The organism is Lactococcus sp. EKM203L, assembly GCF_011800585.1.
Classification (GTDB): domain Bacteria; phylum Bacillota; class Bacilli; order Lactobacillales; family Streptococcaceae; genus Lactococcus; species Lactococcus lactis.
In genome coordinates this window covers 137,742-162,315 of the sequence record NZ_JAALEQ010000004.1, presented here as the reverse complement: position 1 = coordinate 162,315, position 24,574 = coordinate 137,742, and the positions used below count along the sequence as shown (strand labels likewise).

30 protein-coding genes are annotated in these 24,574 nt (G+C 34.3%); 3 read left to right on the top strand and 27 right to left on the bottom strand.

What is annotated here, in order from left to right; all coding sequences use genetic code 11:
• Nucleotides 1–5: 5 nt before the first annotated feature.
• The 6 genes from HFD15_RS09155 to HFD15_RS09130 form a co-directional block, all read right to left on the bottom strand.
• Nucleotides 6–629, bottom strand: coding sequence for a sugar O-acetyltransferase (locus tag HFD15_RS09155; RefSeq protein ID WP_023188650.1), 624 nt, complete (start codon nt 627–629; stop codon nt 6–8).
• Between the two features lie 40 nt (nt 630–669).
• Nucleotides 670–2,151 (bottom strand): UDP-glucose--hexose-1-phosphate uridylyltransferase, encoded by a 1,482-nt coding sequence (locus HFD15_RS09150; RefSeq protein WP_167593400.1) that lies wholly within the window; start codon nt 2,149–2,151, stop codon nt 670–672.
• Nucleotides 2,152–2,324: 173 nt separating this feature from the next.
• Nucleotides 2,325–3,524: a galactokinase gene (locus tag HFD15_RS09145; protein WP_167593401.1), complete on the bottom strand. Its 1,200-nt coding sequence runs from the start codon at nt 3,522–3,524 to the stop codon at nt 2,325–2,327.
• Nucleotides 3,525–3,550: 26 nt separating this feature from the next.
• Nucleotides 3,551–4,570: a galactose-1-epimerase gene (gene galM / locus HFD15_RS09140; protein WP_023188648.1), complete on the bottom strand. Its 1,020-nt coding sequence runs from the start codon at nt 4,568–4,570 to the stop codon at nt 3,551–3,553.
• 129 nt (nt 4,571–4,699) lie between these two features.
• Nucleotides 4,700–6,088: a glycoside-pentoside-hexuronide (GPH):cation symporter gene (locus HFD15_RS09135; RefSeq protein WP_004254704.1), complete on the bottom strand. Its 1,389-nt coding sequence runs from the start codon at nt 6,086–6,088 to the stop codon at nt 4,700–4,702.
• 279 nt (nt 6,089–6,367) lie between these two features.
• Nucleotides 6,368–7,102 (bottom strand): MurR/RpiR family transcriptional regulator, encoded by a 735-nt coding sequence (locus HFD15_RS09130; RefSeq protein ID WP_004254700.1) that lies wholly within the window; start codon nt 7,100–7,102, stop codon nt 6,368–6,370.
• Between the two features lie 128 nt (nt 7,103–7,230).
• On the opposite strand from HFD15_RS09130, the gene mgrA reads away from it, so the two are divergent.
• The gene (gene mgrA, locus HFD15_RS09125) at nt 7,231–8,235 is read left to right on the top strand and encodes an L-glyceraldehyde 3-phosphate reductase (protein WP_058207906.1); all 1,005 of its coding nucleotides are present in this window, start codon (nt 7,231–7,233) and stop codon (nt 8,233–8,235) included.
• 67 nt (nt 8,236–8,302) lie between these two features.
• Here mgrA and HFD15_RS09120 read toward each other — a convergent pair whose 3' ends face one another.
• From HFD15_RS09120 to HFD15_RS09100, 5 genes are all read right to left on the bottom strand, one after another.
• Nucleotides 8,303–9,442 (bottom strand): nicotinamide-nucleotide adenylyltransferase, encoded by a 1,140-nt coding sequence (locus tag HFD15_RS09120; protein WP_058207907.1) that lies wholly within the window; start codon nt 9,440–9,442, stop codon nt 8,303–8,305.
• Nucleotides 9,429–10,406 (bottom strand): D-2-hydroxyacid dehydrogenase, encoded by a 978-nt coding sequence (locus tag HFD15_RS09115; RefSeq protein ID WP_010906252.1) that lies wholly within the window; start codon nt 10,404–10,406, stop codon nt 9,429–9,431. The genes HFD15_RS09120 and HFD15_RS09115 overlap by 14 nt, the downstream gene beginning before the upstream one ends.
• A gap of 197 nt (nt 10,407–10,603) precedes the next feature.
• Nucleotides 10,604–11,896, bottom strand: coding sequence for a U32 family peptidase (locus HFD15_RS09110; protein ID WP_023188646.1), 1,293 nt, complete (start codon nt 11,894–11,896; stop codon nt 10,604–10,606).
• A gap of 256 nt (nt 11,897–12,152) precedes the next feature.
• Nucleotides 12,153–12,320 carry a hypothetical protein gene (locus HFD15_RS09105; protein ID WP_004254670.1) on the bottom strand — a complete coding sequence of 56 codons (168 nt, stop codon included), beginning with the start codon at nt 12,318–12,320 and terminating at the stop codon, nt 12,153–12,155.
• Nucleotides 12,321–12,455: 135 nt separating this feature from the next.
• A complete protein-coding gene (locus HFD15_RS09100; RefSeq protein ID WP_025016916.1) occupies nt 12,456–13,379 on the bottom strand; it encodes a peptidase U32 family protein in 924 nt (307 codons plus the stop codon).
• Nucleotides 13,380–13,599: 220 nt separating this feature from the next.
• Here HFD15_RS09100 and HFD15_RS09095 point away from each other — a divergent pair, with 220 nt between their 5' ends.
• On the top strand, nt 13,600–13,881 hold the full coding sequence (locus HFD15_RS09095) for a DUF3270 domain-containing protein (RefSeq protein ID WP_004254660.1): 282 nt from the start codon (nt 13,600–13,602) through the stop codon (nt 13,879–13,881).
• Between the two features lie 22 nt (nt 13,882–13,903).
• Here HFD15_RS09095 and HFD15_RS09090 read toward each other — a convergent pair whose 3' ends face one another.
• The 5 genes from HFD15_RS09090 to HFD15_RS09070 form a co-directional block, all read right to left on the bottom strand.
• A complete protein-coding gene (locus HFD15_RS09090) occupies nt 13,904–14,725 on the bottom strand; it encodes a putative RNA methyltransferase (RefSeq protein ID WP_012898508.1) in 822 nt (273 codons plus the stop codon).
• A 301-nt stretch (nt 14,726–15,026) separates the two neighbouring features.
• Nucleotides 15,027–15,491, bottom strand: coding sequence for a hypothetical protein (locus HFD15_RS09085; protein WP_058207908.1), 465 nt, complete (start codon nt 15,489–15,491; stop codon nt 15,027–15,029).
• A 456-nt stretch (nt 15,492–15,947) separates the two neighbouring features.
• On the bottom strand, nt 15,948–16,271 hold the full coding sequence (locus HFD15_RS09080; protein ID WP_058207909.1) for a sigma factor-like helix-turn-helix DNA-binding protein: 324 nt from the start codon (nt 16,269–16,271) through the stop codon (nt 15,948–15,950).
• Between the two features lie 47 nt (nt 16,272–16,318).
• On the bottom strand, nt 16,319–16,780 hold the full coding sequence (locus tag HFD15_RS09075; RefSeq protein WP_058207910.1) for an N-acetyltransferase: 462 nt from the start codon (nt 16,778–16,780) through the stop codon (nt 16,319–16,321).
• Nucleotides 16,781–16,922: 142 nt separating this feature from the next.
• Nucleotides 16,923–17,462 (bottom strand): GNAT family N-acetyltransferase, encoded by a 540-nt coding sequence (locus HFD15_RS09070; protein WP_201012107.1) that lies wholly within the window; start codon nt 17,460–17,462, stop codon nt 16,923–16,925.
• Between the two features lie 198 nt (nt 17,463–17,660).
• Between HFD15_RS09070 and HFD15_RS09065 the strand changes: the two genes are divergently transcribed.
• Nucleotides 17,661–18,512: a metallophosphoesterase gene (locus tag HFD15_RS09065; RefSeq protein WP_058207911.1), complete on the top strand. Its 852-nt coding sequence runs from the start codon at nt 17,661–17,663 to the stop codon at nt 18,510–18,512.
• 19 nt (nt 18,513–18,531) lie between these two features.
• Here the strand turns inward: HFD15_RS09065 and HFD15_RS09060 are convergent, their stop codons facing one another.
• The 11 genes from HFD15_RS09060 to HFD15_RS09010 all read right to left on the bottom strand — a co-directional run bounded on the left by HFD15_RS09060 (nt 18,532) and on the right by HFD15_RS09010 (nt 24,549).
• Nucleotides 18,532–18,840, bottom strand: a complete 309-nt coding sequence (locus HFD15_RS09060) for a hypothetical protein (RefSeq protein ID WP_058207912.1) — start codon at nt 18,838–18,840, stop codon at nt 18,532–18,534.
• Nucleotides 18,841–19,411: 571 nt separating this feature from the next.
• On the bottom strand, nt 19,412–19,993 hold the full coding sequence (locus HFD15_RS09055) for a hypothetical protein (RefSeq protein WP_167593402.1): 582 nt from the start codon (nt 19,991–19,993) through the stop codon (nt 19,412–19,414).
• Between the two features lie 464 nt (nt 19,994–20,457).
• Nucleotides 20,458–22,131: a hypothetical protein gene (locus HFD15_RS09050; RefSeq protein WP_238785345.1), complete on the bottom strand. Its 1,674-nt coding sequence runs from the start codon at nt 22,129–22,131 to the stop codon at nt 20,458–20,460.
• Nucleotides 22,132–22,239: 108 nt separating this feature from the next.
• Nucleotides 22,240–22,569 carry a hypothetical protein gene (locus HFD15_RS09045; RefSeq protein WP_058207916.1) on the bottom strand — a complete coding sequence of 110 codons (330 nt, stop codon included), beginning with the start codon at nt 22,567–22,569 and terminating at the stop codon, nt 22,240–22,242.
• Nucleotides 22,556–22,750, bottom strand: coding sequence for a hypothetical protein (locus HFD15_RS09040; protein WP_058207917.1), 195 nt, complete (start codon nt 22,748–22,750; stop codon nt 22,556–22,558). The genes HFD15_RS09045 and HFD15_RS09040 overlap by 14 nt, the downstream gene beginning before the upstream one ends.
• The gene (locus tag HFD15_RS09035; protein ID WP_058207918.1) at nt 22,747–22,998 is read right to left on the bottom strand and encodes a hypothetical protein; all 252 of its coding nucleotides are present in this window, start codon (nt 22,996–22,998) and stop codon (nt 22,747–22,749) included. The genes HFD15_RS09040 and HFD15_RS09035 overlap by 4 nt, the downstream gene beginning before the upstream one ends.
• Nucleotides 22,995–23,237 carry a hypothetical protein gene (locus HFD15_RS09030; RefSeq protein WP_098397334.1) on the bottom strand — a complete coding sequence of 81 codons (243 nt, stop codon included), beginning with the start codon at nt 23,235–23,237 and terminating at the stop codon, nt 22,995–22,997. Before HFD15_RS09030 ends, HFD15_RS09035 begins: the two co-directional genes overlap by 4 nt.
• A 30-nt stretch (nt 23,238–23,267) precedes the next feature.
• The gene (locus tag HFD15_RS09025) at nt 23,268–23,546 is read right to left on the bottom strand and encodes a hypothetical protein (protein ID WP_058207919.1); all 279 of its coding nucleotides are present in this window, start codon (nt 23,544–23,546) and stop codon (nt 23,268–23,270) included.
• A complete protein-coding gene (locus HFD15_RS09020) occupies nt 23,539–23,748 on the bottom strand; it encodes a helix-turn-helix domain-containing protein (RefSeq protein WP_058207920.1) in 210 nt (69 codons plus the stop codon). The genes HFD15_RS09025 and HFD15_RS09020 overlap by 8 nt, the downstream gene beginning before the upstream one ends.
• The gene (locus HFD15_RS09015; RefSeq protein ID WP_058207921.1) at nt 23,745–24,350 is read right to left on the bottom strand and encodes a hypothetical protein; all 606 of its coding nucleotides are present in this window, start codon (nt 24,348–24,350) and stop codon (nt 23,745–23,747) included. The genes HFD15_RS09020 and HFD15_RS09015 overlap by 4 nt, the downstream gene beginning before the upstream one ends.
• A 4-nt stretch (nt 24,351–24,354) precedes the next feature.
• A complete protein-coding gene (locus tag HFD15_RS09010) occupies nt 24,355–24,549 on the bottom strand; it encodes a DUF1655 domain-containing protein (protein WP_058207922.1) in 195 nt (64 codons plus the stop codon).
• Nucleotides 24,550–24,574 lie beyond the last annotated feature (25 nt).

Sequence of the window (24,574 nt, the reverse complement as noted above, 5' to 3'; positions counted from 1 at the left end):
TCCTTTCAGATGAACTCATCTAAATCAATCTTTTTTCCATGATCATAAGTTTTAAAGTCAGAATCATTGATTTTTCTTTTAACCATACAAGGAGTTCCAAAAGCAACCACATTATCTGGAATATCTTTAGTTACAACACTCCCTGCGCCAATCACACTATTTTTCCCAATTCTAACACCAGGTAAAACAATTACACCAGCACCTAGCCAAACATTTTCTTCAATATAAACTTTTTTATTATATTGAGCCCCTCGTTTACGTAAGTCAGGCGAGACAGGATGTGTCGCCGTGTCAATCGTAACATTTGGTCCAAACATGACATGATTTCCTACAAAAATATCTGTATCGTCAACCAATGTTAGATTAAAATTAGCGTAAATCCCTGTCCCAAAATGAACATTTTTTCCGCCAAAATTAGCATAAAAAGGGGGTTGAATAAAACAATTTTCCCCAATTTCTGAAAACATTTTTTTTAGAAGTTCCATTTGTTGCTCTGGCTGAGTCACTGAAGTTTGATTAAACTTTTCCAGTAAAACTAAAGCTTCTTGTTGCTCTTTCCATAATTTTTGATCGTTAGGAAAGTAGAGTTCTTCTGTGTGAACTCGTTTGTAGCTTTCTAATTTAGGCATTTTATCAACTCCTTTTTAAAACTCTCTTGATTTATGAAAATTAATTATTTACGAAATTTATAAATTCATAAAAACCTTTTTGTCCTACTTCATTATCTTTGAACACTCCGGCATCTTTTAACACCTGTTCAAATACTTCTCCAACTGCTTCCTGAACTGTTTCATGAACTGTTTCTTTTGAAAAATATTCTGTTTCTTTCAATTCTTCAGCCCATGGTCTGTGAATTTCTGATATTTCATTTTCTTGATTCAAGAGATATTTTTCAACTTCCAAAAGTTCTGTCTTTAACCTGGCTGGTAAAATTGCAAGTCCCATCACTTCAATCAATCCAATATTTTCTTTTTTAATATGGTGTAGGGCTGGATGTGGATGAAAAATTCCATCTGGATAAATTTCACTTGTATTATTATCTCGTAAAACTAAATCTAATTCATATTTCCCCTCTCGAATTCGAGCAATCGGAGTAATTGTATGATGAAGCTTTCCGTCAGCACTTTTAGCTTTGATTTGAAGACTTTCATCACTATAAACTTGCCATTTTCTTAAAAGTTCATCTGCAGCTTTTGAAAGTTCTACTTGGTTTTTACTTGATAATCTTAGAACAGACATTGGCCAATTCACAATTCCGCAAGAAACTTCTGGAAATTGTTGAAGTTTAATTTCTTCTCGAAGTTCAGCTTTTGCCATCGGAAATTCATAGCGTCCAGCTTGATAATGGTCATGAGTCAAAATTGACCCTCCAACAATTGGTAAATCTGCATTAGAACCAATCATATAATCAGGAAATTGATCTAGAAATCCCAATAAATTATCAAAAGCACGTTTATTAATTTCCATTGGTTGATGTTTAGCATTTAGTAAAATCGAGTGTTCATTAAAATAGGCATAAGGAGAATATTGGAAGCCCCAGTCTTCGCCGTTAATTGAAACTTGAATGATTCGATGATTAGAACGAGCAGGTTTATTTCCTATGCCATAAAATCCTTCGTTTTCCAAACAAAGTTGACAGGCTGGATAAGAGGAAGCCTTTACTAATTTAGCTGCCGCAATGGCTTTGGGGTCTTTTTCTGGTTTTGAGAGATTAATCGTTATTTCAAGTTTTCCATATTTTGTCAAATGACTAAAGGCAATATTACGTGCAATATCTCGAGTTTTTACTTGGTTCACTTGCTGTGCCAGTTCATAAAAATATTGAGTTGCTGCATCTGGAGAAGTCTTATATTTTTCCCAGAAATCATGATTGATTTTACTTGGGCGTGGTGTAATAAAATTCATCAGAGCGGCTTCATAAAATTCATCTTGTCCTTTTTCAATCACATTATTTTCATTTGCAATCGCTAAAAGTTGGTCCATTAAAATCAAGGAATCTTTCTCGTGAACTTCTTTATCGACTTCTGCCCAATCATTTAGACCAAGAAAATGAAGAAGTTGATTTCTGTGATAGAGCTCATCAAGTGGCTCAATCGTTCCATTTTGTAAAGCAAGACTAATAAAATCTTGAATTGATTGATAAATTGGCATAAAATACTTTCTAATTTACTTCTGTAAGTAAAGTTCTTGCTTTGTCTTGATTAGTGAGTTTTGGAAATGAATACAAAATTCAAGCACTTACTTTTGAGTGCTTGAATTTGCTATCACTAATTTAATGTTAACTCACTTAAATCACTCATAAAATTTTTTAAATATTATTTGATTTATTCAACATCCAACTTTGTTGAACCAGCACCAATTTGAGCGACGTAAAAGCTTGCTGGATAACCGACAACTTCTTCGTAAACTTGGCCGACGGCTTTTTCAAAGACTGAAACATTGTCATGAGCAACAAGAGCGATTGCACAACCGCCAAATCCGGCTCCAGTCATTCTGGCCCCCAAGACACCGGCTTGTTTTTGAGCAGTTTCTGCTAAGGTATCAAGTTCAAGTCCTGTGACTTCATAATCATCTTTCAAAGAAGCATGTGAAGCATTAAGAAGTTCTCCAAATTTTGTCAAATTACCTGCAACAAATGCTTTTTGAGCAATTTTAGTTCGATTATTTTCATAAACGGCATGACGTGCACGTTTAATTAATGTTTCATCCCCAATCAAATCAGTATTGGCATCAAATTCTTCATTTGATAATTCTCCAAGTGATTGAATGTCCAATCTCGTTTGCATTCTTTTGAGCGCTTCACGTGTTTCAGCAAAACGTTCGTTGTATTTTGATTCTGTCAAAGCCCGCGGTTTGTTAGTATTCATGATAACAATATCATAATCACGAAGTTCAACAGGAACCATCTCATATTTTAGAGTGTTACAGTCCAATAGGATTGCTTTTTTGACTTCACCAAAACCAATAGCGAATTGGTCTAAAATTCCAGAATTAACACCAATATAATCATTTTCTGTTTTTTGTCCTAATTGAACCAATTCAAGACGTGGAACATTTAAGTTAAATAAATCATCCAAAACAACGCCGACTAAAAGCTCAAGTGATGCTGATGATGAAAGGCCAGATGCTGTAGGAATTTCTCCTTTTATCAACAATTCAAAACCTTTGTCAATTTCATATCCTGCTCCTTTAAGCATGACAATCATTCCTTTAACATAATTAGACCAAAGCTCACCATCTTTCTTTTCAACTTCATCTAAATCAAATTCAATGACGCCTAATTTAGGAAAATTTTCTGAGTAAAGTTTGACTTTTTTATCTTCTCTCAGACGAGCTAGTCCTGTTGTTCCAATTGTGATTGATGCTGGGAAAACATATCCCCCATTGTAATCGGTATGTTCACCAATCAAATTAATTCGTCCTGGGCTAAAAAAGTATTCAACTTCTTTTGTATCTCCAAAAACTTCTGCAAATTTTTCTGTTAATGCTGATAATACGGTACTATTTTCTACAACTATAGACATTTCTTCTCTCCTCTAAATTTATTTCTTTATTTTGTATGCAAGCTGTAAATTGTGGTTGCTTGATATTTTTCTCCCGCTTTTAGGCTGATATCTCCAAGCTCTGGAATTTGCTCAGACCCAGGTGATACTTGACATTCAAAAGTAATTCCACCATGGTGCACTTGCTTTTTCTCATGATAAAGAGTTCCTAAATCACCAAAATTTGCTGTAAATATCACAATACTTGGTTGGTCGGTAAAGACTGAAATTGAAGTATCATCAAGCGTTAAACGAGCTTGTTCTTTATCAAGTCCTAACTGGTCTAACAAGAAAGGATGGTCAATTCCTTTAACTAATTGAACTTGTTCCATATTAGAATTGAAGGCATTTGATAATTGTTTTTCCTGACGGAAATCCAAGTCTGTATTTTTTATATCAACGATATCACCACGAACAATTTCTGTTTGGTCTTTTAAAGGAACAAATCTTGAAGCGGCCAGTCGAAGTCCATGATTTTCAACAGATTCACTAGCATCACCATTCAAATTAAAATAGACATGCCCAGTTGGATTAAACACAGTGTCTTTATCAGAAATGGCCTCATAATGAATTTTCCACTTATTGTCATCATCAAAAGAATGAGTTACTGACATTTCTATTTTACCAGGATAACCATTTGTTCCGTCATTAGTAACTAAGGAAAATTTGACTTGAACTTCAGCTCCTAAATCGGTAACTTCATATGTCCAAAGTTTAGTATGAATACTTTCTTCCCCACCATGTAAGGTTTGAGGGCCTTCATTTTGATTTAAGATATAATCTTTTCCAGAAATTTTGACCAAACCATCCTTAATTCTTCCTGCTGTAGGTCCAACTGTTGCACCAGGATAGGCATCTTTTTCTAAATATTCTTTAGCTGAATCAAAGCCTAGAATCAGATGCTTTCCATCTTTTTGCCAGTCAACAATCCGAGCGCCCAGATTTGTAAAAGAAATTGTGACACCTGCTTTATTGGTTAGACTAATTAAGTCACTTCCTAAGCCAAAATCTCTTATTTTAATTTCCATGATATTTCCTAACTATAATGACCTTTAATCAAATTTTAAAAATTCTACTGACAGATTTACTGATGACAGTTTAAACAAATTTCATCTTTTTATTTTCTATCTTACAAAAGCTGTCAGTAAATTATTTACCTATTTTAAACGTTCTTCGAGTTCTGCAACAATTTCTTCGTGACGTTTTTCAGTCAATTTAACTTTGAATAAATAAACTGCTAAAGCGATAATCATCAAAATGGCTGGAACTACAAATGAGTAGAGTTTAAATGTTGCCACACCGTAAGTGTGACCAGCGATATATTTTGAACCTGTCATTCCGGCTGAAATTGCCACAAATCCATAGATACCATTTGAGAAAGCGCCGGCAATTTTATCAAGCAATGGACGCATGGCAAGCGTTACGGCTTCATTACGTACTCCATTTTTCCATTGACCATATTCTACCGAGTCAGTAATTGTCATTAATACTGACAAGAAAACAAGTTGATAGGGGGCAGTTAAGAAGATTAATCCAGCAACAGTCATTGCTACTGAACTTCCTAAAACGAACAAGAGATAACCAAGAAGCATTGAAATGATTGCTCCAGTCAAAACTTTGCGTCGCCCAAATTTTTTAGCTAAAATCGGAAACATTGGAACGAGAATGATTGAACCAATGAATCCGACAATTCCTGTAATTGAATAAAGACTAGCATTTCCAATAACAAAAGTAAAGTTCAAAATTAAAGTTGCTGTTGTTGCCACATAAGCAATGGCAAATAAAATATATGAAAGTGACAACCACATTAATTGGTCATTTTTTAGGAGCGCTTTAAATACATCCAATGTATTTGTTTTGGTTCCTTCTTGACGAATAACTGATTTTTGTTCTTTAGTTCCCCAAGCGGTCACCAAAGCCGAAATTCCTTGGACCAAAGCGGCAATAACACCAAAAGCAAAGAATCCTCTTGCTCCTTGAGCATGTCCACCTTTAGTAAAGAAAATTGTGATTGGAATCGCTAAAATAGTTGCCCCTTGCGCACCAATTGCTGAGCCAAAACGGGCGAAAGTTCCAAGTGTTTCACGTTCAGAATTTTTTTCTGATAGCGCTGGAATCATTGACCAGAAGGCAATGTCTTTGAATGAATAAAAGGCGTCAAGAATAATAAAGGCAATGATGAAGACAATGGCAAATAATGTACGATTATCACTTTTTGCTAGTCCGAAGAAGTCTGAAAACATGAGCATAATCATCAAAGATGACATAATCCCACCAACAACCAACCAAGGTTTAAATTTTCCCCATCTTGTGTGGGTATTATCAATAATTGAACCAATGATTGGGTCAAAAATAATTTCGATTAAACGAATAATAACGACTAAACTAGTGACTAAAGCAATCATCGCATCCTCATGTGGTGTTCCAGCAAACATTTGTGCCGTTACAAAGGCGATGAAGAATGTACTAATTGAATAATAGTAAACATCATGTCCTAATGCACCAAAAGCGTACGATAAACGTTGTTTCATTTTTCCCTCTTTCATGGGAATCCTCCTTTATACTAAATCTACTTAATTCATAAGTAAATCTACAAAGCTACTGTTTTGCCTTTTGAAACGAGTAATCCTTGGTTGGGAAAACTTTTATTTTGGATAAGTTTTTAAAAGCGAAACAGTCTTCAATTTCATTTTGAAATCGCTCACATTTAGAGTATAACACTTTGATTTAAGAAAGGGTTTCCAATTTCAGCTTATCTTTTGGAAACCCTTTCTATTTTGCTCTTTTTATAAAAAAAAAGCTCGATATGACTTGATATCGAAGCATTATTGTTTTAAAGTATAAATGGAGTAAGCATCAATTAGAACTCTTGATAAAATGGATAATGAGAGTCTACTATGAACATCTAAATCAAAATAATTCACCTCAAGACTACTCTTGTAACCAATCAAACTTATATCCGAAAGATTGGTCAGACTGGTATTAGCATTAACAGTTAAGGATAATATTTTGGGATTTTGTCCTTTGGCAATATTTAGAGCATTTAAAATTTCTACTGTTTCTCCTGAAAGTGATAAAACGATGATTAGGCTTTTTTCATTAACGAAACGGGCATAGTAAGCCATGTATTTTGAATCATCATGCAAACTGACGGGCTTACGGAAAAGTTGCAACTTTTTCATCAGTTCGTCAGCAACGTTTGTTGATAAGCCTCGTGAAAAAATTAAGATTTCCTCTGATTCTTGAATCAACTCCACAGCTTTTTCAATTTCTTCAGCAGAGATATTTTCTATTGTTTTCAAAAGTTCTTCTTGATTTTTAGCAATAGCCCCCAAGACTTCTTTGGAAAAACCATTGATTTCAGGAAGCTTTTTCTCACGAATTGAATATCTAAATTCACCATAACCTTCAAAACCTTTTTTTCTTACTGTTCGATTGACAGTTGAGAGAGAAACATGAGCCAATTCTGCCAATTCTGAAATTGATAATTGTGGAATTTTCTCATAGTTTTCTTGAATAATTTGCCAAGTATAGGATTCAGCATTGGTTAAATTGGACATATTTTTACTCCATTGATTCACTTGTTGTTATCAAAAAATGTTTTCTATCCTAAAATTATAACATTTGACGCTTACATTTGCTATAATTCCCTGAAATCGTTTTTATTTCTATTTTTAAGGAGAAAGTAATGACTTATATTCCCAATCCCACTCGTTATGACCACATGATTTATCGCCCAGCTGGAAATTCTGGTTTATTATTGCCTGCCCTTTCATTAGGACTCTGGCATAATTGTGGTTCGGTAGATGATTTTGAAAATGCGAGGGACATGATTCATACGGCATTTGATTTAGGAATTACTCATTTTGATTTGGCCAATAATTATGGGCCAGAACCCGGTTCAGCAGAACGTAATTTTGGTCGTATTTTGAAAGAAGATTTCCAAAAACTGCGTGATGAGTTAATTATCTCAACTAAAGCTGGTTATCCAATGTGGCCTGGACCCTATGGAAACTGGGGCAGCAAAAAAAGTTTGCTGGCTAGTCTTGATCAATCTTTGGAACGCTTGGGACTTGACTATGTTGATATTTTTTATTCACATCGTCCTGACCCAAATACACCGATTGAAGAAACAATGGGGGCTTTAAAGAGCGCTCTGGATAGCGGAAAAGCACTTTATGTAGGTTTGTCCAATTATTCCGCCAAAGAAACCGAAGCTGCGGTCTTAGCGGCTGAAAAGTTAGGCTTTAAACTCTTGATTCATCAACCTCGTTATTCAATGCTAGATCGATGGATTGAAGATGATTTGCAAGAAACTTTGACGGAGGCGGGGATAGGAACAATCGCCTTTAAACCTTTGTACCAAGGGCTCTTAACCGAAAAATATTTACATGGTATTCCTGAAGATTCGCGAATGCGTGATCCTCATTATGCAACTTTGCATGATGACAGTCTTACGAAAGAAAGATTGGAACAAGTCCAAGCGCTTAATGATTTGGCTCAAAGTCGTGGACAATCTTTAGCTCAAATGGCCTTGGCCTGGGTTTTACGAGAAAGAGATGACAAGGTTCAAGGCATCACTTCTGCTTTAATTGGCGCAAGCCGTCCGCAACAAATCATTGAAAATGTGGCAGCTTTAGAACATTTGAAATTTACTGACGAAGAATTAATTAAGATTGAAAAGCTCTTATAAAGAATAAAAAAGTTACTGACAAATCTGTCAGTAACTTTTTATTTTCTAAATAAAGCTGTCAGTAAAATTAATAGCTCAATCGGTCAATTTTTACACCAGTATATTCGTGAACAGCATCAATTGCATGATGATAACGTGTTAAATAACCTTCTTGGTCTCTATGGTCTCCTTCGTCATCTAAAATAACAACTTTATCCATTAAACCAAACTCAGCTAATTGACGCATCAATTCTTCATGGAATTCATGACGTGATTCTTCCCATTCCATATGACGAAAGCCGTCATCAATATATTCTGTAATTGGTGGAATGACTAAAATTAAATCCATTCGTTCATCGGCAATTGTTTTCTTGAATAGAGGTTCAAGCTGCTCGAAATCTTCTCTAGGTAAGTATAATTTAGCGTACACTCTGGTCACAATGGCATCAGTATCTAAAAAGACAATTCCTTGGTTAGCAGGCGAATTGACTTCGCGAGAATTTGCATCATATTGACCTGTAATCATTCGAGCATAGTCATCCATTTTCAACTCATCATCATCAATATTAAAAGCTTCTTCATATTCTCTAGCGTATTCTTCTGAAAACGGAGCATTAATGGAACGTGCCAAACGGCGAACAAGGGTTGATTTACCTGTTGAAGCTGAACCCATGACGGTTACAATTTTCGAAAAATGTCTTCTAAAGACGCGATTAATGTGAGTCCAGTGTTCTTGCGGATTTTCTCTAATTTGTGTGGCTGATAGTGAAATATCATGTCTGTCAGCAATTTCAACAGCATATTGATTCCCGTCAGCTGGAAATCGTTTCTTCAATTCTGCTGCGTATTCTAATTCGCCGACATAAAAAGTGACTGATAAATCTCTCTCCAATGTATTATGATGAATCAATTCAAATAAACGATTTGCCCATTCGTCCCAACCATTAGGCATTTCTGGTAAATCATTTTCATTAAGCATCGAAACTTTAATATTTTCTTCATCATTAAAAGCTTCACGCAAATAACGAAATCGTTTCTCAAGAGGTAAGCCAATTTGAGCACCACGGTCATTATCATAACCGGAAATGACAAGCAAGACCCCGTCATTCAAACTCGCACATTTATAGATTTGTTGCTGATGCCCCGTATGTAGAGGAGCAAAAGTTCCAAAATAAATACCGATATTTTTTCCACTTAATTTTGATTTTGAAATATTATTTGTGAGCATTTCGTTTATATCCTGTTTTCATATCAACAATATTTGTCAATTCCTTACCATTTGCATAGGCATCAAGATTTTTTTCCAATATTTTCATAAAGCGACGCCATGTTTCAGGAAGAGTATAACCGCCAGAAGCATGAGGAGTGATTAATAGTCTTTCTGTATGCCAAGCCCGGTGACCTTTAGGCAATGGTTCTGGGTCGGTCACGTCAATTCCTGCCCCAGCAATTTTTTTAGACTCAAGAGCATCACACAAGGCTTCTAAATCGACATTTGTTCCCCGACCAACATTTAGGAAAATAGCATTTTCTTTCATTAAATCAAATTTTTCTTGATTAAATAATTTATAAGTTTCATGGGTCCCAGGGACACTTGAAGCAATAATATCAGCTCTCGGTAAAACTTTGTCTAGGTCAGTTTCGGCATAGACTTCATCAGCAAATTCTTCATCACCATAAACAGTTCGTTTGACTGCAATGACATGACCTCCCAAAGCTTGAATCTTTTGTGCAAAGTGACTTCCAATATCACCTAAACCATGAACCAATACTGTTGAGCCATAAATAGATTGAATCTGACCAATATTTTCCCAGATTTCTTTTTCTTGTTGTTTTTGATAAAGGTCAAATTTTCTTAGAAGAACGAAAGCCATTGTTAGTAAATGCTCAGAAATCGTAAGTCCATAAGTTCCTGTTGCATTTGTCAAAACTACCTCTTGAGGAAAATTTGCTCCTTGAGTATAACCATTGGTTCCAGCTGATAAAAGTTGGAGCCATTTTAAATTTTTATATTTTGCTAATAAATCAGGCTTTGGCAGACCAACTAATACTTCTGTTTCCAGAAAATCTGATTCTGTCAGCTCTTCTTCTTTTTTAAATTGAAACTGGTAAGCTTTATTTTTCTTGAAAGCCGCTTTTGTTTCATCTGAAAAATTTAACCAAACATTTTCTAAGGCAATTGCTTTTATCATTGGGACTCCTTTGTATAAAATGAATTTTAAAGACTACTTAAAGAGAATAAAGTCAAGCCTTGTTTTCTTTATCTTCTTTCTTTGATTATAGCACTTTGCCTTAATTTTATAAAAAATAGAAGTTTGACAATTCTGAAATTATCAGTCCTAAAATGACATAAAAGAGAATTTCAGCAAAAATTCTCTTTTTATTTTTATTAAGCTCGTACTGTTTTAGCAAGACCTGTTTTTTTATCATAAAGATTAATCAAACCTGAGCCGTTTTTACGAATCATATCCCCTGCTTTAACCGCAAAAGGAACATCAATATGTAAAAGGGTCATTGGGTTTGGTGCACGGTCAATATGTTCAGCTGTTTCTGCCAAACGAAGATTTTTGACCATTGTTTCCACGTGGCGGAATCCTGGACCGTAAAATTCAATTTGGTCACCTTCTGTGATAACATTTCTTTGACGAATCGTAGCTACCATTGTTTCAGCATCAAAGTCAACGACTTCTCCGACGAATTTGTACTCAGGAATTTTACGACGAGCCCCAAAGAGTTGTTTATTTTCATCAGGTGTTCCATAATAAAAGCCAGTGTCTAATTCACGTTGAGCTACTTTCCATAATTCATCAACTAAGGCTGGTTTTATTTCTTCAAAACGTTCTGGTGATTCCAAATAGGCATCAATAGCTGCTTTATAAACGTTAGAAACTGTTGAAACATAGTGAATTGATTTCATTCTTCCTTCGATTTTGAGGGAATTAACTCCATTTTCAATCATATCAGGAATATGTTCAATCATTGACATATCAACGGCTGACATTGAAAATTCTTCAGTGACTTCACCAGTAATCGATTTTCTCTCGCCAGCAAATGGCATATCATATAAATCATATTTCCAACGGCAAGATTGTGAACATCCACCGCGGTTAGCATCACGCATACTCATATAATTTGACAAGACACAACGTCCTGAGTACGAAATACACATGGCTCCGTGAACAAAAGCTTCAATTTCAACATCAGTATGTTGACGAATTTCTCTTAACTCTTCTACAGAAACTTCACGCGCTAAAACAACGCGTTCAAGTCCTAAATTTTTCCAGAATTCTAAGGTTTCATAGTTAGTAGCAGACGCTTGTGTTGACAAGTGAATGGCCAAACCTGGTGCTTCAGCAGCGCAGATGGCAATCAAAGCAGGGTCAGAAACGATAACCGCTGAAATTCCTAAATCACGTAATGTACGGAACCATTCGCCCGCCCCTTTTTCATTCCCTTCATGTGTCACCATATTGGCTGCTACATAAACTTTAGCGTTGTGGGCACTTGCATAAGCGACCCCTTCAGCCATTTCTTCAAAAGTAAAATTACCTGCGCGTGAACGTAAGCCATAGGCCTGTCCACCAATATATACTGCGTCTGCGCCATAATCAATAGCGACTTTTAGTTTTTCGAGTGTTCCTGCTGGTGCAAGCACCTCTGGACGTGTTTTTGTAATTGACATGTTTCAATTCTCCAATTTTCAAGATTGTAAGTATTTTGAAAAGGCTCCAAAAAGAAAAAATCTTAGTCAAATTTATTGTCAGTAAATTTGCGAGCCAAAACTTCTTTGTTTCTTTATTTTACAGGATTTCTTGCCAAATTTAAACCTTCAAATGTGACAAAGTTCTTTGACATTATGCTGCTTATCTCTCATCTTTACTGACAGAATTATTGATAAAGCTTTTTACATTTCTGTCAGTAAATCCTCTATTTCAACTTTATTTTCCTGATTTTCTCATATCATTTATAACGAAAAGAATAAGTACCCCAATAATCAATATGAGCGTCAAAATTATTTTTTCTCTTGTTCCTGGGTCAAAGAACAAAATAATGAGCCAGACAATCAGTATCAGCAACGGAAAAAAATATTTTTGAAATTTAATCATTATTTTCTCTCCTAGAGAGTTAATTTAAATTTTTATGAATTTTATTTAAAATTAATTATAAATGATTTACGAACCTTTGACAATAGTTTTTCATCAAAAAAAGCTGTCAGTAAATGAACAACTTCTTTTCTTTTTTTATTTAATGGCATCTTTGTCCAAATCATAGAAACCGTGTGATAGTGTCCGTCCTGCTGGATGTATTTTTCGGATTTCTTCATCTAGTTGGAAAGCCTTAAGTTCTGTAAATTCGCCTGCTTCAATCAGCTTTTTAGCTTCTACAAAAAGTTTGCTTATCGCTACAAAATCTTCACCACGAGTAAAAATTCCATCCAATTTCCAATGGTCATAACCCATTGCTACTAAATCTGAAAGTTCTGTCATCATATCTAAATCATCATTAGCAAAAATATGCGTCCCGTGATTATCTTCAAAGATTGAATAATGTGTATCAACTTTCTTAGGTTCAGAGACAAAAAGATTTCTTTCTCTGTCTTTGCCTTTTTCCTCAGTCTTGATGAAATTATAATAGTTTTGCACCAATGGACGTTTGCTATGATGAATCACTGTTGCACCATAAACTAAAATTTCGCCTGGTACAACTAGTTCATCGGTCATATCAGCAAGTTCTTCTTTTGGCAATTCACGTGCAAGAACAGCTTCAATTGCCCCTTGTTTGGCCCAAAAATTAACTTGGCGGGCAGAAGCAACCATGGTTGAGGCATCATAAGTAAATGGTAACTCATATTTATCACGTTGCAAAACAAAAATCACACCCGCATCACCTACTGCAATTCGGTCAGCTTTAATTTCAACTAAGAAATCTAAAAAATCTTTTATTTTTGTCATCATCTCTGTATGCATCAGAGCATTGACCGCGACAGTCACTGTCTTTCCTGCATCATGTGCAAGTTCTGTAATTTTTTGAATCTCTTCGTTGGTTAAGGCAGTTGGTACGCGTAAACCATAATTTTTTTCACCAATGTATAAACGGTCGACTCCAGCTTCGAGCAATGCTTTAGCTTGCTCTAGGCTTTCTGCCGTAGAAGTAATAGTAATCATAGTGATAATTATATCATATTGTTCTCTTACACGTTTTTTCTAATTCATCCTCTTACTAAAATTTACTACTCAAAATGATATTTATTCATAAAAAAGTATAGGTTAATTTTATTTTAACCCAAACGAAACTAAATAGTAATGCATTTAAATTTCGAGTAACGTAAACCTTTGCTTTTTATACTATAATTGATTACATAATATAGGAAAGTGCTAGAAAATTATGGAATTAAAGAATTTAAAAGATTTTTATGAGAAGCAAGAATATGTCGATTATAACGAAAGTAAAAATTTTGAGCAAAGACAAGTCAACAAAAGAATTGAAGAATTAAGCTTCTTCACGAATATTGCTGTTTTCTCAATTTTTCTTGTTTTTACTACTTACATTTTGGTGAGTTTATTGGCAAGCTGGATTGCTATTCCAGTTTCTATTGTTCTCTCGCTTGCTCTTTATATTTCCGTGAAAAAAGGAATTGCTAAAGCGATTAAATTTATGATGAAATAAAAACTGCCTAATAGACAGTTTTTTATTTTATTCCAATTAAAATTTGCACATGAATTCTCGCTGTTTTTGGCGGATTTTCCTTTGCAAATTTTTTTCTTTCCTCAGAAACTGACCATTCTAATGGACTCATCAATAAGAAATCTTGACGCAAATTTTCTGGAATTTCAAAAGTATAATCAATTGTTTGTTGAGTATTCTTAGGAAATTCTTCTTTAAAACGCTCAATAACTGCTTGATTATCATAATCAACTGGAAGTTGATAAACTTCTCGCAACTCACGTAAATAATTTCTGTCAGGAATAATTTTAATAACCCGGCCATTTTCTGTCAGAACTCGATGAAATTCTGCATAATTTGAAGGCGTAAAAATATTCAAAATTACTGACAGACTTTCGTCAGCAAAAGGGAGATTAGTTAAATCAGCTAAGGACAGAAAACTTTTCGTATCTAATTCGGTTGCCATTTCAATTCCATCTTTAGCAATATCAAAAGCAAACTTCGCCCCCGCACCCTCTAGGAGTTCTAAAAATGAACCTTCACCTGTTCCAACATCAAGTAAATTTCCACTGACAAATGATTTTTGAATTTCTGTCAGTAAATTTTGATACATCCCTGCTTGAATTAGGCGTCTACGTGGTTCAAACATTTTACGCGTATAATGCTCTGTGTCAGCTTTTGTTTGTAAAAAATTAACATAACCTTTCTTGTTTAAATTATAAGTATGATTATTTTCACATTTTAAGGCATAGGCTGCCAATTGAAATTTACCATGACAAATTGGACATCTCAACATTTCCACATTTTCTTCTAAAAGTAAATAAGCTTTTTCAATTTTTTTTAACATAGTTCTACTTTATCATATAAGCCCAGCAGGCGCAAATAGAGGCTAAAAAGCCCACTTTATGCAATCATCCACTAAAAACGCAACCCAAAACACCATATTATACAACTTTTTAAACGGAGTAAAAGACGTAAAAAAACACGAACGTAGTAAAAAGCGATAAAAAAAGAATAATTTTTTGTCAGGCAAGGGGCTGTATATCCACGATATACGGCTTTTAATTTTTGTTAAGTGTTACTTCTCCTAATATTTAAATTTGTTATAAAAAAACACCGTTATCGATGCAATTTTTTAAGTAAAAATTTTATTGAAACTTATGATGTGATTTTAGCCAATTAAATAAACGATGTATCAAGGGTTGAACCACAAAAAAGAATAAAGGGATAGCTACAATAGCTGAGCGAGACCAATTTATTAAGTAACTTATGAAAAAGTGATTTTCAATGTAGTTATGTGTTAAATAAGTTGAAATAGCCATTATTATTGTGCTATTGAAAATGATGACAAGAAGTGGGAAACTGATGTCTTTAGAAATATTAGATAACCACTGAGATTTATTATGAAGTAATCTAACAACTGGGACTGAAAATATTTTTTTTACAATATAAACTGCAACAAAAATAACAGGAAATATGAATAATTCCTTTTTTACACTATAGTTATAAATACCAAATCGCCAGAGCATATTATAATTTGACATAAAAAAAACCATTGTAGCCATAATTACTAAGCCAATAGTCTCCGGATGATGGATAACTTTTTTTAACACTTTATTTCCTCTATAAATATTTTTTGAATAATTATTTTAACTTTCTAACTAAATTATATACTAATAATACTAAGAAAACCAAAATTATGAATCAATACTTATATTACTTCCCTAACCATTTGTTAAAAGTATTCAATAATTAGCAGTTAACTTTTCTAAACTACTCTAAAAAAAGGAAGAAAGGGAAGAAAAACTGTGATTTTTGCAAGATAAAAGGCTCTATTGAGCTATTATTCATGTTATCCCCCCCTATATAAAAATTTTCAAAATTGGGTTTTCACGCAAGACAATACCTATGTGTGTGCTTTCCCTAGTATAAGTATGGGGGAGGGTTTCAAAAACAATCTAATAGTTTGAGAGCGTCAAAAGACATTATAGATTAATGATATAAATCAATCACATAAGCTCACAGTTTAATCACTGTGAGCTTTTTTATTGTTCAATAATAATTTATATTCAATCAACCTCACGCGCGTGCTGTGCTTGTTCTGTGGCTTTTTTTATAATCTCTTTCACTTGCTTAACGGTTGGGTTGGTATGATTTCTAACAGTACGTTCGTTTAACAGATAACGACTTGCGACTTCTGATAGTGTCAAGCGTTTCAAGTATCTAAGCCTGATCATCTCTATCTCATCCGAGCTCAATGAATTAAACAACCCTGTCATGGCATTTAATATAAAGCGTTGCGGTGTGATTTGGTCTGTGCTGTCTATCCTATCAGTCCATGCCTTCATTATTCCTGTAAGATATAATCTGATATTAAACTCTACCTCGTTAATTGTATTAATTCCTTATCTAAACTATAAACTAGGTTAGCTTTTTTATTTTAAAAATGTTCCTTGACCATTTTAACTTCACAGAAATTGATGCCGTCGTTTATGTAAGAAAATTCCTCTTTCTTTTCAAAACCAAATTGCTCATATAAAGTTTGAGCGGGCAAGTTGTCAGTCTCTGCGCTCGTGTATAATTTTTCTATGGGATATTCATTATGAAAGAAAATCAAGAATTTATTTAATGCTATCCTCCCGATTCCTTTGTGCTGGTGGTGCTTATCTATCATAAAACGACTTAGAGTCCAACCACCCATATCCGTATCATAGTCATATAAGAGTAATCCTACTGGATTTTCTTCTTGATAAATTGCCATAACATTAAGCTCAGGTTCATAGGCAGCTTGTAATAGAGTTTTGCTATTTGGAGCTACCCAAAGGTTTTGCGATTGATCTACACTTAAATCTGAAATAGCTTGATAATTTTTATCAGTAACTTTTCTCAAAGTTATTTCCATAATTTCCTCACTTCTATTTATAATGTTTTATATTGTATCAATAAATCTTGTATTTTATCAAATTAACAAAAAATACCTCTGGTTAGAGATGTCTTTTCCTAAACGTAAGATTCATACTAACCCACCCTAAATGGTCTGAGTTTTAAACTAATTTTATCCAATATCTTTGAGTAATACTGTCTCCTTCTGAGACTTCATTTTCTAGTTTCCCGTTATTTTTTTGTATAGTCTTTGTAGAACCGATATTATTTTTATCACAAGTGACTAAAACTTTGTTAATATTTAATTTTTCACACTCTTTTAATGCTAATGACAGCATTTCAGTAGCATATCCTTGCCTTCTTTCTGATTTTCTAATGCTATATCCAATATGTCCACCAAAATTTAATAAATAATCATTTAAACGATGCCTAATATCAATCATACCTATCAAATGATTATCGGTTGTGGAAAGGGCCATATAAGTTGTTGCGGGAACCCTACCCTCTCTTACAGTTTCTTCTTTAGAATTATCATAAAGTGCACTGTACCATTCTTCTAAGTTTTCAGTATTTGCCAAATCTGCAGTCCCATCTAAGCTATCCCCATTTTTTATAAACTCTTTTTTGTAATTCATTATCTTTTCTTTAAAATCTGGTGTTGGCAAAACTAATTTTATTCTATTCATTTTTTCTTTGCTCATATAATTGATGATCTTCTTTCTTATTTTTTAAAAAAGTATATCATACTCTGAATAATAAGAAAAGTCTTGATACTAAAAAATGAACTAATATGTCGTTATGCTGTAGATAATAGATTAAGTAAATAGATAATTAATTAATTAATTAATTAATTAATTAATCTATTTAGAAGTTGTATAATATACTCAAAGGAGAATAAAATGAATAGGAAAATTGCTATATTATCAGACATTCATGGGAACTTTAATGCATTGAAAGCAGTAATTTCTGATGCAGAAAAACAAGGGGTTCATGAGTATTGGTTGTTGGGAGATATATTATTACCTGGTCCAGGTAGTAAGGATTTGCTTGAATTACTCTATCAACTCCCAATAACTGTAAAAATAAAGGGTAATTGGGATGACTGCTTTTTAGAAGTATTAGACGTTTCTAACATTGATGATGCAACTGATATTTATTTGGCTCGATTAAGTCAATATTTGTGCGAAACTTTATCAAAAGATGATATTGAGTTTCTTAGAAATATGCCTACAAGAGTAAAAAATACCATAAATGGAGTGAACTTTTCTTTAACGCATAATCAAATTGAAAAAAATTGGGGAGGAGCACTGATTCCTAGTTCGGAACAAATAAACTTTGATCATCTATTTGATAAAGATACTGATGTAGCTATTTATGGACATGTTCACCACCAAATGATGAGATATGATACCAATGACAGAATAATTATCAATCCCGGAACAGTAGGACAACCTTTTTCGCTTTGGAATAAGTTTAGAGCAGATAATAGAGCACAATATGCTATTTTAGAAGTAGATGACTCTGGCAAATTGGATGTAAATTTTAAAAAAGTAACTTATGATACTTTGTGCGAGATTGAGCTAGCTCAACAAAAAAGCCTCCCTTACTTTGAACTCTACAAAGAACTGATAGAGACAGGAATAAACCATACTCATGATATTGAGTTATTACAGTCAATTAATCAGAAAAACAATTATGAAAATGATGTTAAACACTTTTTAGAACAACTGAAAATAAGTAAGTCGTTATAAAAAGTTTAGAATTTATTTTTTAAGATTTTTGGTGATTATAGATCTGTAAAAAATAGTAAGCACCGTTCTTGACCAACTTTCTGATATAGCCCTCTGACACTCCTTGTTCACGCGCCATAGTTGTATAATAAACACGCTTAAGATGATGACGGACAATAATCTTATGCTCTCTATGATGTTCCGTATTGAGTTGCCCAAAGACTTTGTTTATATGCTCCATCTCGGTTTGTGTGAACTCGTTCTCTCCGAACTCATAGATACGCCAGACTTTAAAGATAATATCTTCAAACCGCCTGTATTCCTCGTCTGTGATTAATGCTTTGCTCATAATTTTATCCTTCTACTAAAAATAAATGTCAAGTTTTGTCAGGTTTTCGTACCCAATCTATATAAAATAATATCCAACATTTTCCATCAATTCGTACCCTTTTTAGGGTGTAAGATTTGTAAGATATCGTACCTTATCATATTGAATGACCTCCCCAAAACCTTACCAGTTTACCTCCCCAAAATCTCCCTAACACTTTCTTTTTTAGGGGAGACAGAATCGACAATATCGTACCTTTCTAAAATGTAAGTTCTTTTAGACAACAATATGCTATACTATTACAAAAGTAAAAAGAGAAGGTATTAAATAGAGTGAAAGAGATATTAAACGGTGACCCAGTTATTTTAGTGGGATGTGTACTATTTGTTATAAGTATAATAATTTTCATGCTCAATACTCGGGTTAGGTATGGTCTTTTGTTTAGACGCTATGAATCTCGAAATAAAGGGTGGCTACTAGTTAGTACACTTCTCTTAATTATCGGTTTAGCAATTATTATATTAAAAGCTTATATGAATGGCCAACTTGGCTAAAGCTCTAAAAGCCCAGTCATTCGACTAGGCATTTTTATTTATTCTTCTAGTTCAAATCCGATTAATTCTGCGATATTATCTAAAGCGTTTATATTCATATCTGCTAAATCTTTCGCTGTGATTTCTGTAGCGTCTGTGAACCGTGGCACTTCGTTAATATCATCTTTAAACATTGAATCGTTGAGCGAGTAGAGTTCTTGTATTTGTGCTTTGAGTGTATTTTCTTCTGATTCTTGTTTATCATTTGTTATTATACTTAGGCCAGTCAAGCCCAATACTTTAATCAACCGCTCAACATTATCAGTAAGTAAGTCAGCTAAAACCTCAGTATCTGCCCCAACTAATTCATCAGGATTAAAAGCTAATTCCTTAATATCCTCAATAATTGACTTTACTGTTTCTTGTGGCTCATCTTCCTGCGCTTCTGTCAGTTCGTCCACAGATAAGCCCAAAACTTCAGTAAGATCAATAAGATTTTCATGCAATCCTTTCGCTAAGTCTTTTTGAGTGGCTGGCGTTTCATTTGCTCCCTCAATATGGATAAGTTTTGAAGTGGGTTCTGAAAGTTCACTGGTTAGTGTAAAAAGGTTAGATAAGATTGTTTTTGTATTTTGGCTCATTTGATTTTCTCCAATTTCTATTTTTATGTTAGGTTCTGTCAGTGAATAAATTTTGTTGGACAGCGTGCTTTTTTCATGTTTTTATTCCTTTTTACAACTGGTATAGTTGGTTTTGGTATCTGTTTTCTCTGGTTTTTGATTATAATGTTTTCTGATTCATCAAAAACAAGCGAAATAATACAATTCTTACTAAAAACAATACTAATTTAATACCGCCTATAAACCCTTTGTTTTGCTCGTTTTAATACCGAAAATACAAATAATACGATTTTTGCCTACCCCTAATATATATAATATTTCCAGTTAACAATTGGTATAGCTATTATTTCTAACTCTAGTTATTTATAAATAATTACCCTATATATATTAGTATTATCTGTATTATTGGTATTGTTTCCTTTATTACTGGGGTTTATAGATATCTCAAAACGGTATATAAACGGTATTCATAATACTGTTTTTACCTACATTTGGTTATCTTCCATTTTGTTTTCTAGGTATGATGTTACAATCTGTTGAACTCGTTTAGAGTTTCTTACGACAAATGCTTTCTTACTTGTATATCCTGAACCGTCTTTTTTTAAAACTGTCTTATTAACTTGTTTAAAGCCGATAAATTCAAGTGCCTTGTTGCGCTTGTCCTTTTTCCCTGCTCCTATGTAAGTTTCTGATAGTAGTTGAACAAGGTCGGGGAAATGCTCAAAGTAGATAATCGGGTTTGCTTTTGTGTATATTTCAAGAATCCGCTCCTGAACGTCATCGAGCATACTGTTATCGAGTAAGTTGTTCATTTCTACAATCTTAAAATTAAACTTGAATTTCTCGGACTTCCAATATAGAAAGCTATGGACTAAACTTGCCACCCCTGCGCTTATTTTTGCTGTTCTACTGGTACTAGTTGCTGTCTGTATGGTAAACGCCTCCCAGTATTCAGAAAAAATCTGTTCACGTTCGTTATCACTTTCTTGTGCCGGGCGATTCCGAAAAGCGATATTGACTGCGCGTGAGTTCATTCCCTCATCAAGTAAAATCTTTGCATTACTATCAATAGAGAGAACCCCTGTGAGATTGACGTTATTAGTGTTACCTCCTGTTTGTCGTGCTTGGTGGGTATCCTCTGTCGCAATCACTTTCAAAGCGCGCTCCATGGCTTTACCTGTAATATCGCCCTGTTCAGTTGCTAGTAAGAACTCGCCACCGTCTAACTGCGCCCAAGCATTTAAGGCTTCAAAACCACCTCCGCCCAAGTTATCAAGTAAGATGTCTTTCGTGATGAATGGGGCTGAAATAACCTTGTGCCTTAATCCTTTACCTGTACGCTCTGCGGACTTACTGACAAAGAATTTTGCTTTTGTTCCCTCACGACAAGCGACTAACATGGTATAAATTGGCTGCAAGCTCGCATTGTGTAAGCTGTCTTTATCATCAATAACCATATCTAAGTAATTGCCATAAGTGGATACAATCTTCATTACATCATTATAATTACACTCATAGCGTTTAAAATAGCACTCTTTTTCATTTGGTAGGGTGTCAACTAAGATATTTTTAGTATGTAAATCCATTTGAAAATCATTACAAGCAATGACTGCTGTTTTAATAGCTTTGATTGGTTCAAGCTGTAGGTGTTCATGAATAAATAACAACATTTCTTCAACTGCGCCCACATCAAAGGTACTGCGATTTGACAGTCGATAACGCTCTGACAGCTTCATTTGCGAAAGGAGATTAAGTTCTTCATCATTAACGAGATAGAAACACTCTTTATAAATGGAGATTGTTCCTGCGAGATAGTCCATAATGGCATGAATATATCTTGGCACGTTTGATTCTTCTGAGATTGATGTTTCTGTTTCGTCTTTATTGGCTTTTGTTCTGCCATAAAAGACTGAGAAATGATTCAGCCCATTATTAACATGAAAAGTAGGGCGTTTAATCCTGATTTTACCCTCGGCTGTTTTGACTGACAGATAAGGATATTCAAATTCATCACGGTGTAAAACATGGATAAAATCAAGCGCTCTTGGTATTTTGGCACTGTCAATATGGTCGAACTCTTCCCACGGTAACGCCAGCACGCGCTTATGATTATTCTCTAGTCGTTCCCACGCTTGACGTTGTTCTTCTAACTCTGTCAATAACCCACCTCCAAACGATACTCGCATTCATCACAAATTTGTCGCTCTTGATAGGGGATAATCTCATTTTCTTTTAGGAGCTTACCGCATAAATAACAATTCATTGTGTCAGTCCTCCTCAAAGAGTTGGTCAATCCAATCAAGCTCCGCAAGAATGTAACCATTGACTGCATTATTAATCGCAATACCTGTCCGTTGTTTCTTGATGATTCCAGCTCTGCGTTCTGCTTCATTCACTGGGATAAAATAGCCATTATCAATTGAACCAATTGCACATCCTTGCTTATGTAGGTACTCAATTCTGCTCTGCAAAGTACGAAAATCAATGTTAAGGTTTTGTGCTAAAATTCTACCTTTGACAGCTTGCTCAATTCCTCGATGTTCAGAAAGAAATTTAATAATGTTTTGATCTAATTTTTGTAAGTCAGTTATCTTCATTGAGATACCCCCAAATTCTAGTTATGGTTTCCAAAAATTGCTCATAGCTTGCTCTCTGTCTAGCTTCGCCAATCAAGGCAAACATTAAAACAGTAATAGCTTCATTGCTTGTATCGCTGATAAGATACTCTAAATTGTCCTTATTGCTTTCATTTTCAAGGACATCAATCATAATTTTCATGGCTTAGTTTCCTCTATCTGTAATTTCATAACAGCCAGCTCTTTACCTAAAATCGGCACTGGTTGCGTGCATAAGTTGCTTTTCACTCCGCTAGGTAAGAGAATGCCTGTACTTGCTTCAAACTGCTGTATTAAGTCATATTTGACCGCTCGTGCATTGTAAATCATCTTAAATGAGTGTTTTCCTACTGGCCGAAATCCTTGGCCAACTTTTCTGACTGCAGTATAACCCTGATATTTTTCTATCATTTCGTTACCTCGTCAAATAGGCTAATTTCTCCGCCCTCTTTTTCTCCCTCAAAACGTGTCCCAGTTTTGGCTTTATTTGGTTTATAAGTATAACCGTATAAAATACCTTGATTCACGTTTAAAGCGTCTAATGCTTCAATCTGCTTGTCTGTCAGCTCTGTATGATAGGCTTTTAAGTTTCTCATACCTGGACTATCAACTCCAGTCACATAAGAACAAGCTCTAATAATATTTTTCATTCCTCAATCCTCTTTGCCTTGCCTGAAAAATTAGTTATCTAATACAATGAATTTACAAATATCATCGATTAAATAGTAAATAAGTGAAGTTTTATATCGCGGTTTGTATCGATTCAAGCCATGCTTTTCCCAATTATCAAGTGTTCCGTCTGATATATCCATTTCTTTCATAACTTGTTGTTTAGAAATGTAAGGAAGTTTGCGGTCTTTTTTGAGGTCAAGTAATTTATGCGCATATACTTTAAATAGTGTAATCACAGTATCTACTAAGCCACGCGCCACAAGCTTCGTTAGAGTGTCGTCATTCATGGCTGATTTTCTCCTCTAACAATTGACTTATTATGACTTTGAAAAACTTGGCGATTGCTGGTAGTTCACTTAATTTAGGTGTTCTGTGTCCATTTTCCCAATTTGAAAGAGTAGATTTTCTTTTCCCTAAAACCTCGCCTAATTCTTCAAGAGTCATATTTTTCGATTTTCTTAAAGCCTGGATATTTTCCGCAAACCTCATTGCTGGCCTCCACTGTTCCTTTTAGAAATAACTTCCATAACTGCATAAGTTAGCTTATCTTCACTAATTCCCAGATCATGAGAAAGTTCTATAACATCATCAGCGCTAATTAAGTCAAAAGCAGTTAGGGGGTTGTTTTTGGCTTTTCTTCGCTTTCTTTCGTGACGGACACCTCGATTAAAGGCTACTTCGTAAATATCCTCATAAGCAAAGGCACGTTGCCAGTTTCCCCAATGTTCAATTTCTTCTTGGTCATAAAATTTCGCTATACCGTTTTCTACTTGTTCCACTAGGGGATATAGCCCCTCTGGGCTTCTGTTGTTCATTTGAGATTGCTTAATCTCTCGTCTGATTTTCCAGTTTTCAGCAAATTCATGCGTAATCTTAATACGAAATGGGGCTTTATTTAGGTTAAAAAATATAATAGGTTTTTTATTTTTTTCAGTTTTTAAAATTACTTGATGACCTGTTTCAGAGTTCATTTTTACTGACATAATCATAAAATGCTTATTTTCAAAAGTTCGAGCTTTCTCTAAATCTTCTATTTTAAAAGTAGATGATTGGGTACCTAGGGCTTGTTCGGTAATATCTATCGTTGTCATATCCTTACCCTCGAACTATTTCTAATTGAATGTCATTTGACAAAGTTGTAAATGTCACTACGCTTTTACCGTCAAATAGGCGATAGACGTACTCATTAAGCTGTATAAAGTGTCTTGCTTTGGCTTTTAATAAGTCCATGAGTTCGAAAGCGATTGAATCGTCTAGGATATAAGTTTCTTTGTTTAGTGGTTTGTTCATGTTGAAAATTCCTCCCATTATGGTA

What these genes read in the sequence shown, in the direction of transcription:
- HFD15_RS09120 (WP_058207907.1), bottom strand. Translation starts at nt 9,442, where the DNA reads ATGCTCACAAATAATATTTCAAAATCAAAATTAAGTGGAAAAAATATC.
- HFD15_RS09100 (WP_025016916.1), bottom strand. Translation starts at nt 13,379, where the DNA reads ATGATTACTATTACTTCTACGGCAGAAAGCCTAGAGCAAGCTAAAGCA.
- HFD15_RS09065 (WP_058207911.1), top strand. Translation starts at nt 17,661, where the DNA reads ATGAATAGGAAAATTGCTATATTATCAGACATTCATGGGAACTTTAAT.
- HFD15_RS09075 (WP_058207910.1), bottom strand. Translation starts at nt 16,780, where the DNA reads ATGGAAATAACTTTGAGAAAAGTTACTGATAAAAATTATCAAGCTATT.
- HFD15_RS09095 (WP_004254660.1), top strand. Translation starts at nt 13,600, where the DNA reads ATGGAATTAAAGAATTTAAAAGATTTTTATGAGAAGCAAGAATATGTC.
- HFD15_RS09130 (WP_004254700.1), bottom strand. Translation starts at nt 7,102, where the DNA reads ATGTCCAATTTAACCAATGCTGAATCCTATACTTGGCAAATTATTCAA.
- HFD15_RS09045 (WP_058207916.1), bottom strand. Translation starts at nt 22,569, where the DNA reads ATGAAGATAACTGACTTACAAAAATTAGATCAAAACATTATTAAATTT.
- HFD15_RS09035 (WP_058207918.1), bottom strand. Translation starts at nt 22,998, where the DNA reads ATGATAGAAAAATATCAGGGTTATACTGCAGTCAGAAAAGTTGGCCAA.
- HFD15_RS09010 (WP_058207922.1), bottom strand. Translation starts at nt 24,549, where the DNA reads ATGAACAAACCACTAAACAAAGAAACTTATATCCTAGACGATTCAATC.
- HFD15_RS09070 (WP_201012107.1), bottom strand. Translation starts at nt 17,462, where the DNA reads ATGAGCAAAGAAAAAATGAATAGAATAAAATTAGTTTTGCCAACACCA.
- HFD15_RS09060 (WP_058207912.1), bottom strand. Translation starts at nt 18,840, where the DNA reads ATGAGCAAAGCATTAATCACAGACGAGGAATACAGGCGGTTTGAAGAT.
- HFD15_RS09115 (WP_010906252.1), bottom strand. Translation starts at nt 10,406, where the DNA reads ATGATAAAAGCAATTGCCTTAGAAAATGTTTGGTTAAATTTTTCAGAT.
- HFD15_RS09145 (WP_167593401.1), bottom strand. Translation starts at nt 3,524, where the DNA reads ATGTCTATAGTTGTAGAAAATAGTACCGTATTATCAGCATTAACAGAA.
- HFD15_RS09040 (WP_058207917.1), bottom strand. Translation starts at nt 22,750, where the DNA reads ATGAAAATTATGATTGATGTCCTTGAAAATGAAAGCAATAAGGACAAT.
- HFD15_RS09090 (WP_012898508.1), bottom strand. Translation starts at nt 14,725, where the DNA reads ATGTTAAAAAAAATTGAAAAAGCTTATTTACTTTTAGAAGAAAATGTG.
- HFD15_RS09025 (WP_058207919.1), bottom strand. Translation starts at nt 23,546, where the DNA reads ATGAATGACGACACTCTAACGAAGCTTGTGGCGCGTGGCTTAGTAGAT.
- galM (WP_023188648.1), bottom strand. Translation starts at nt 4,570, where the DNA reads ATGGAAATTAAAATAAGAGATTTTGGCTTAGGAAGTGACTTAATTAGT.
- HFD15_RS09055 (WP_167593402.1), bottom strand. Translation starts at nt 19,993, where the DNA reads ATGAGCCAAAATACAAAAACAATCTTATCTAACCTTTTTACACTAACC.
- HFD15_RS09150 (WP_167593400.1), bottom strand. Translation starts at nt 2,151, where the DNA reads ATGCCAATTTATCAATCAATTCAAGATTTTATTAGTCTTGCTTTACAA.
- mgrA (WP_058207906.1), top strand. Translation starts at nt 7,231, where the DNA reads ATGACTTATATTCCCAATCCCACTCGTTATGACCACATGATTTATCGC.
- HFD15_RS09030 (WP_098397334.1), bottom strand. Translation starts at nt 23,237, where the DNA reads ATGAAAAATATTATTAGAGCTTGTTCTTATGTGACTGGAGTTGATAGT.
- HFD15_RS09020 (WP_058207920.1), bottom strand. Translation starts at nt 23,748, where the DNA reads ATGAGGTTTGCGGAAAATATCCAGGCTTTAAGAAAATCGAAAAATATG.
- HFD15_RS09015 (WP_058207921.1), bottom strand. Translation starts at nt 24,350, where the DNA reads ATGACAACGATAGATATTACCGAACAAGCCCTAGGTACCCAATCATCT.
- HFD15_RS09105 (WP_004254670.1), bottom strand. Translation starts at nt 12,320, where the DNA reads ATGATTAAATTTCAAAAATATTTTTTTCCGTTGCTGATACTGATTGTC.
- HFD15_RS09135 (WP_004254704.1), bottom strand. Translation starts at nt 6,088, where the DNA reads ATGAAAGAGGGAAAAATGAAACAACGTTTATCGTACGCTTTTGGTGCA.
- HFD15_RS09110 (WP_023188646.1), bottom strand. Translation starts at nt 11,896, where the DNA reads ATGTCAATTACAAAAACACGTCCAGAGGTGCTTGCACCAGCAGGAACA.
- HFD15_RS09155 (WP_023188650.1), bottom strand. Translation starts at nt 629, where the DNA reads ATGCCTAAATTAGAAAGCTACAAACGAGTTCACACAGAAGAACTCTAC.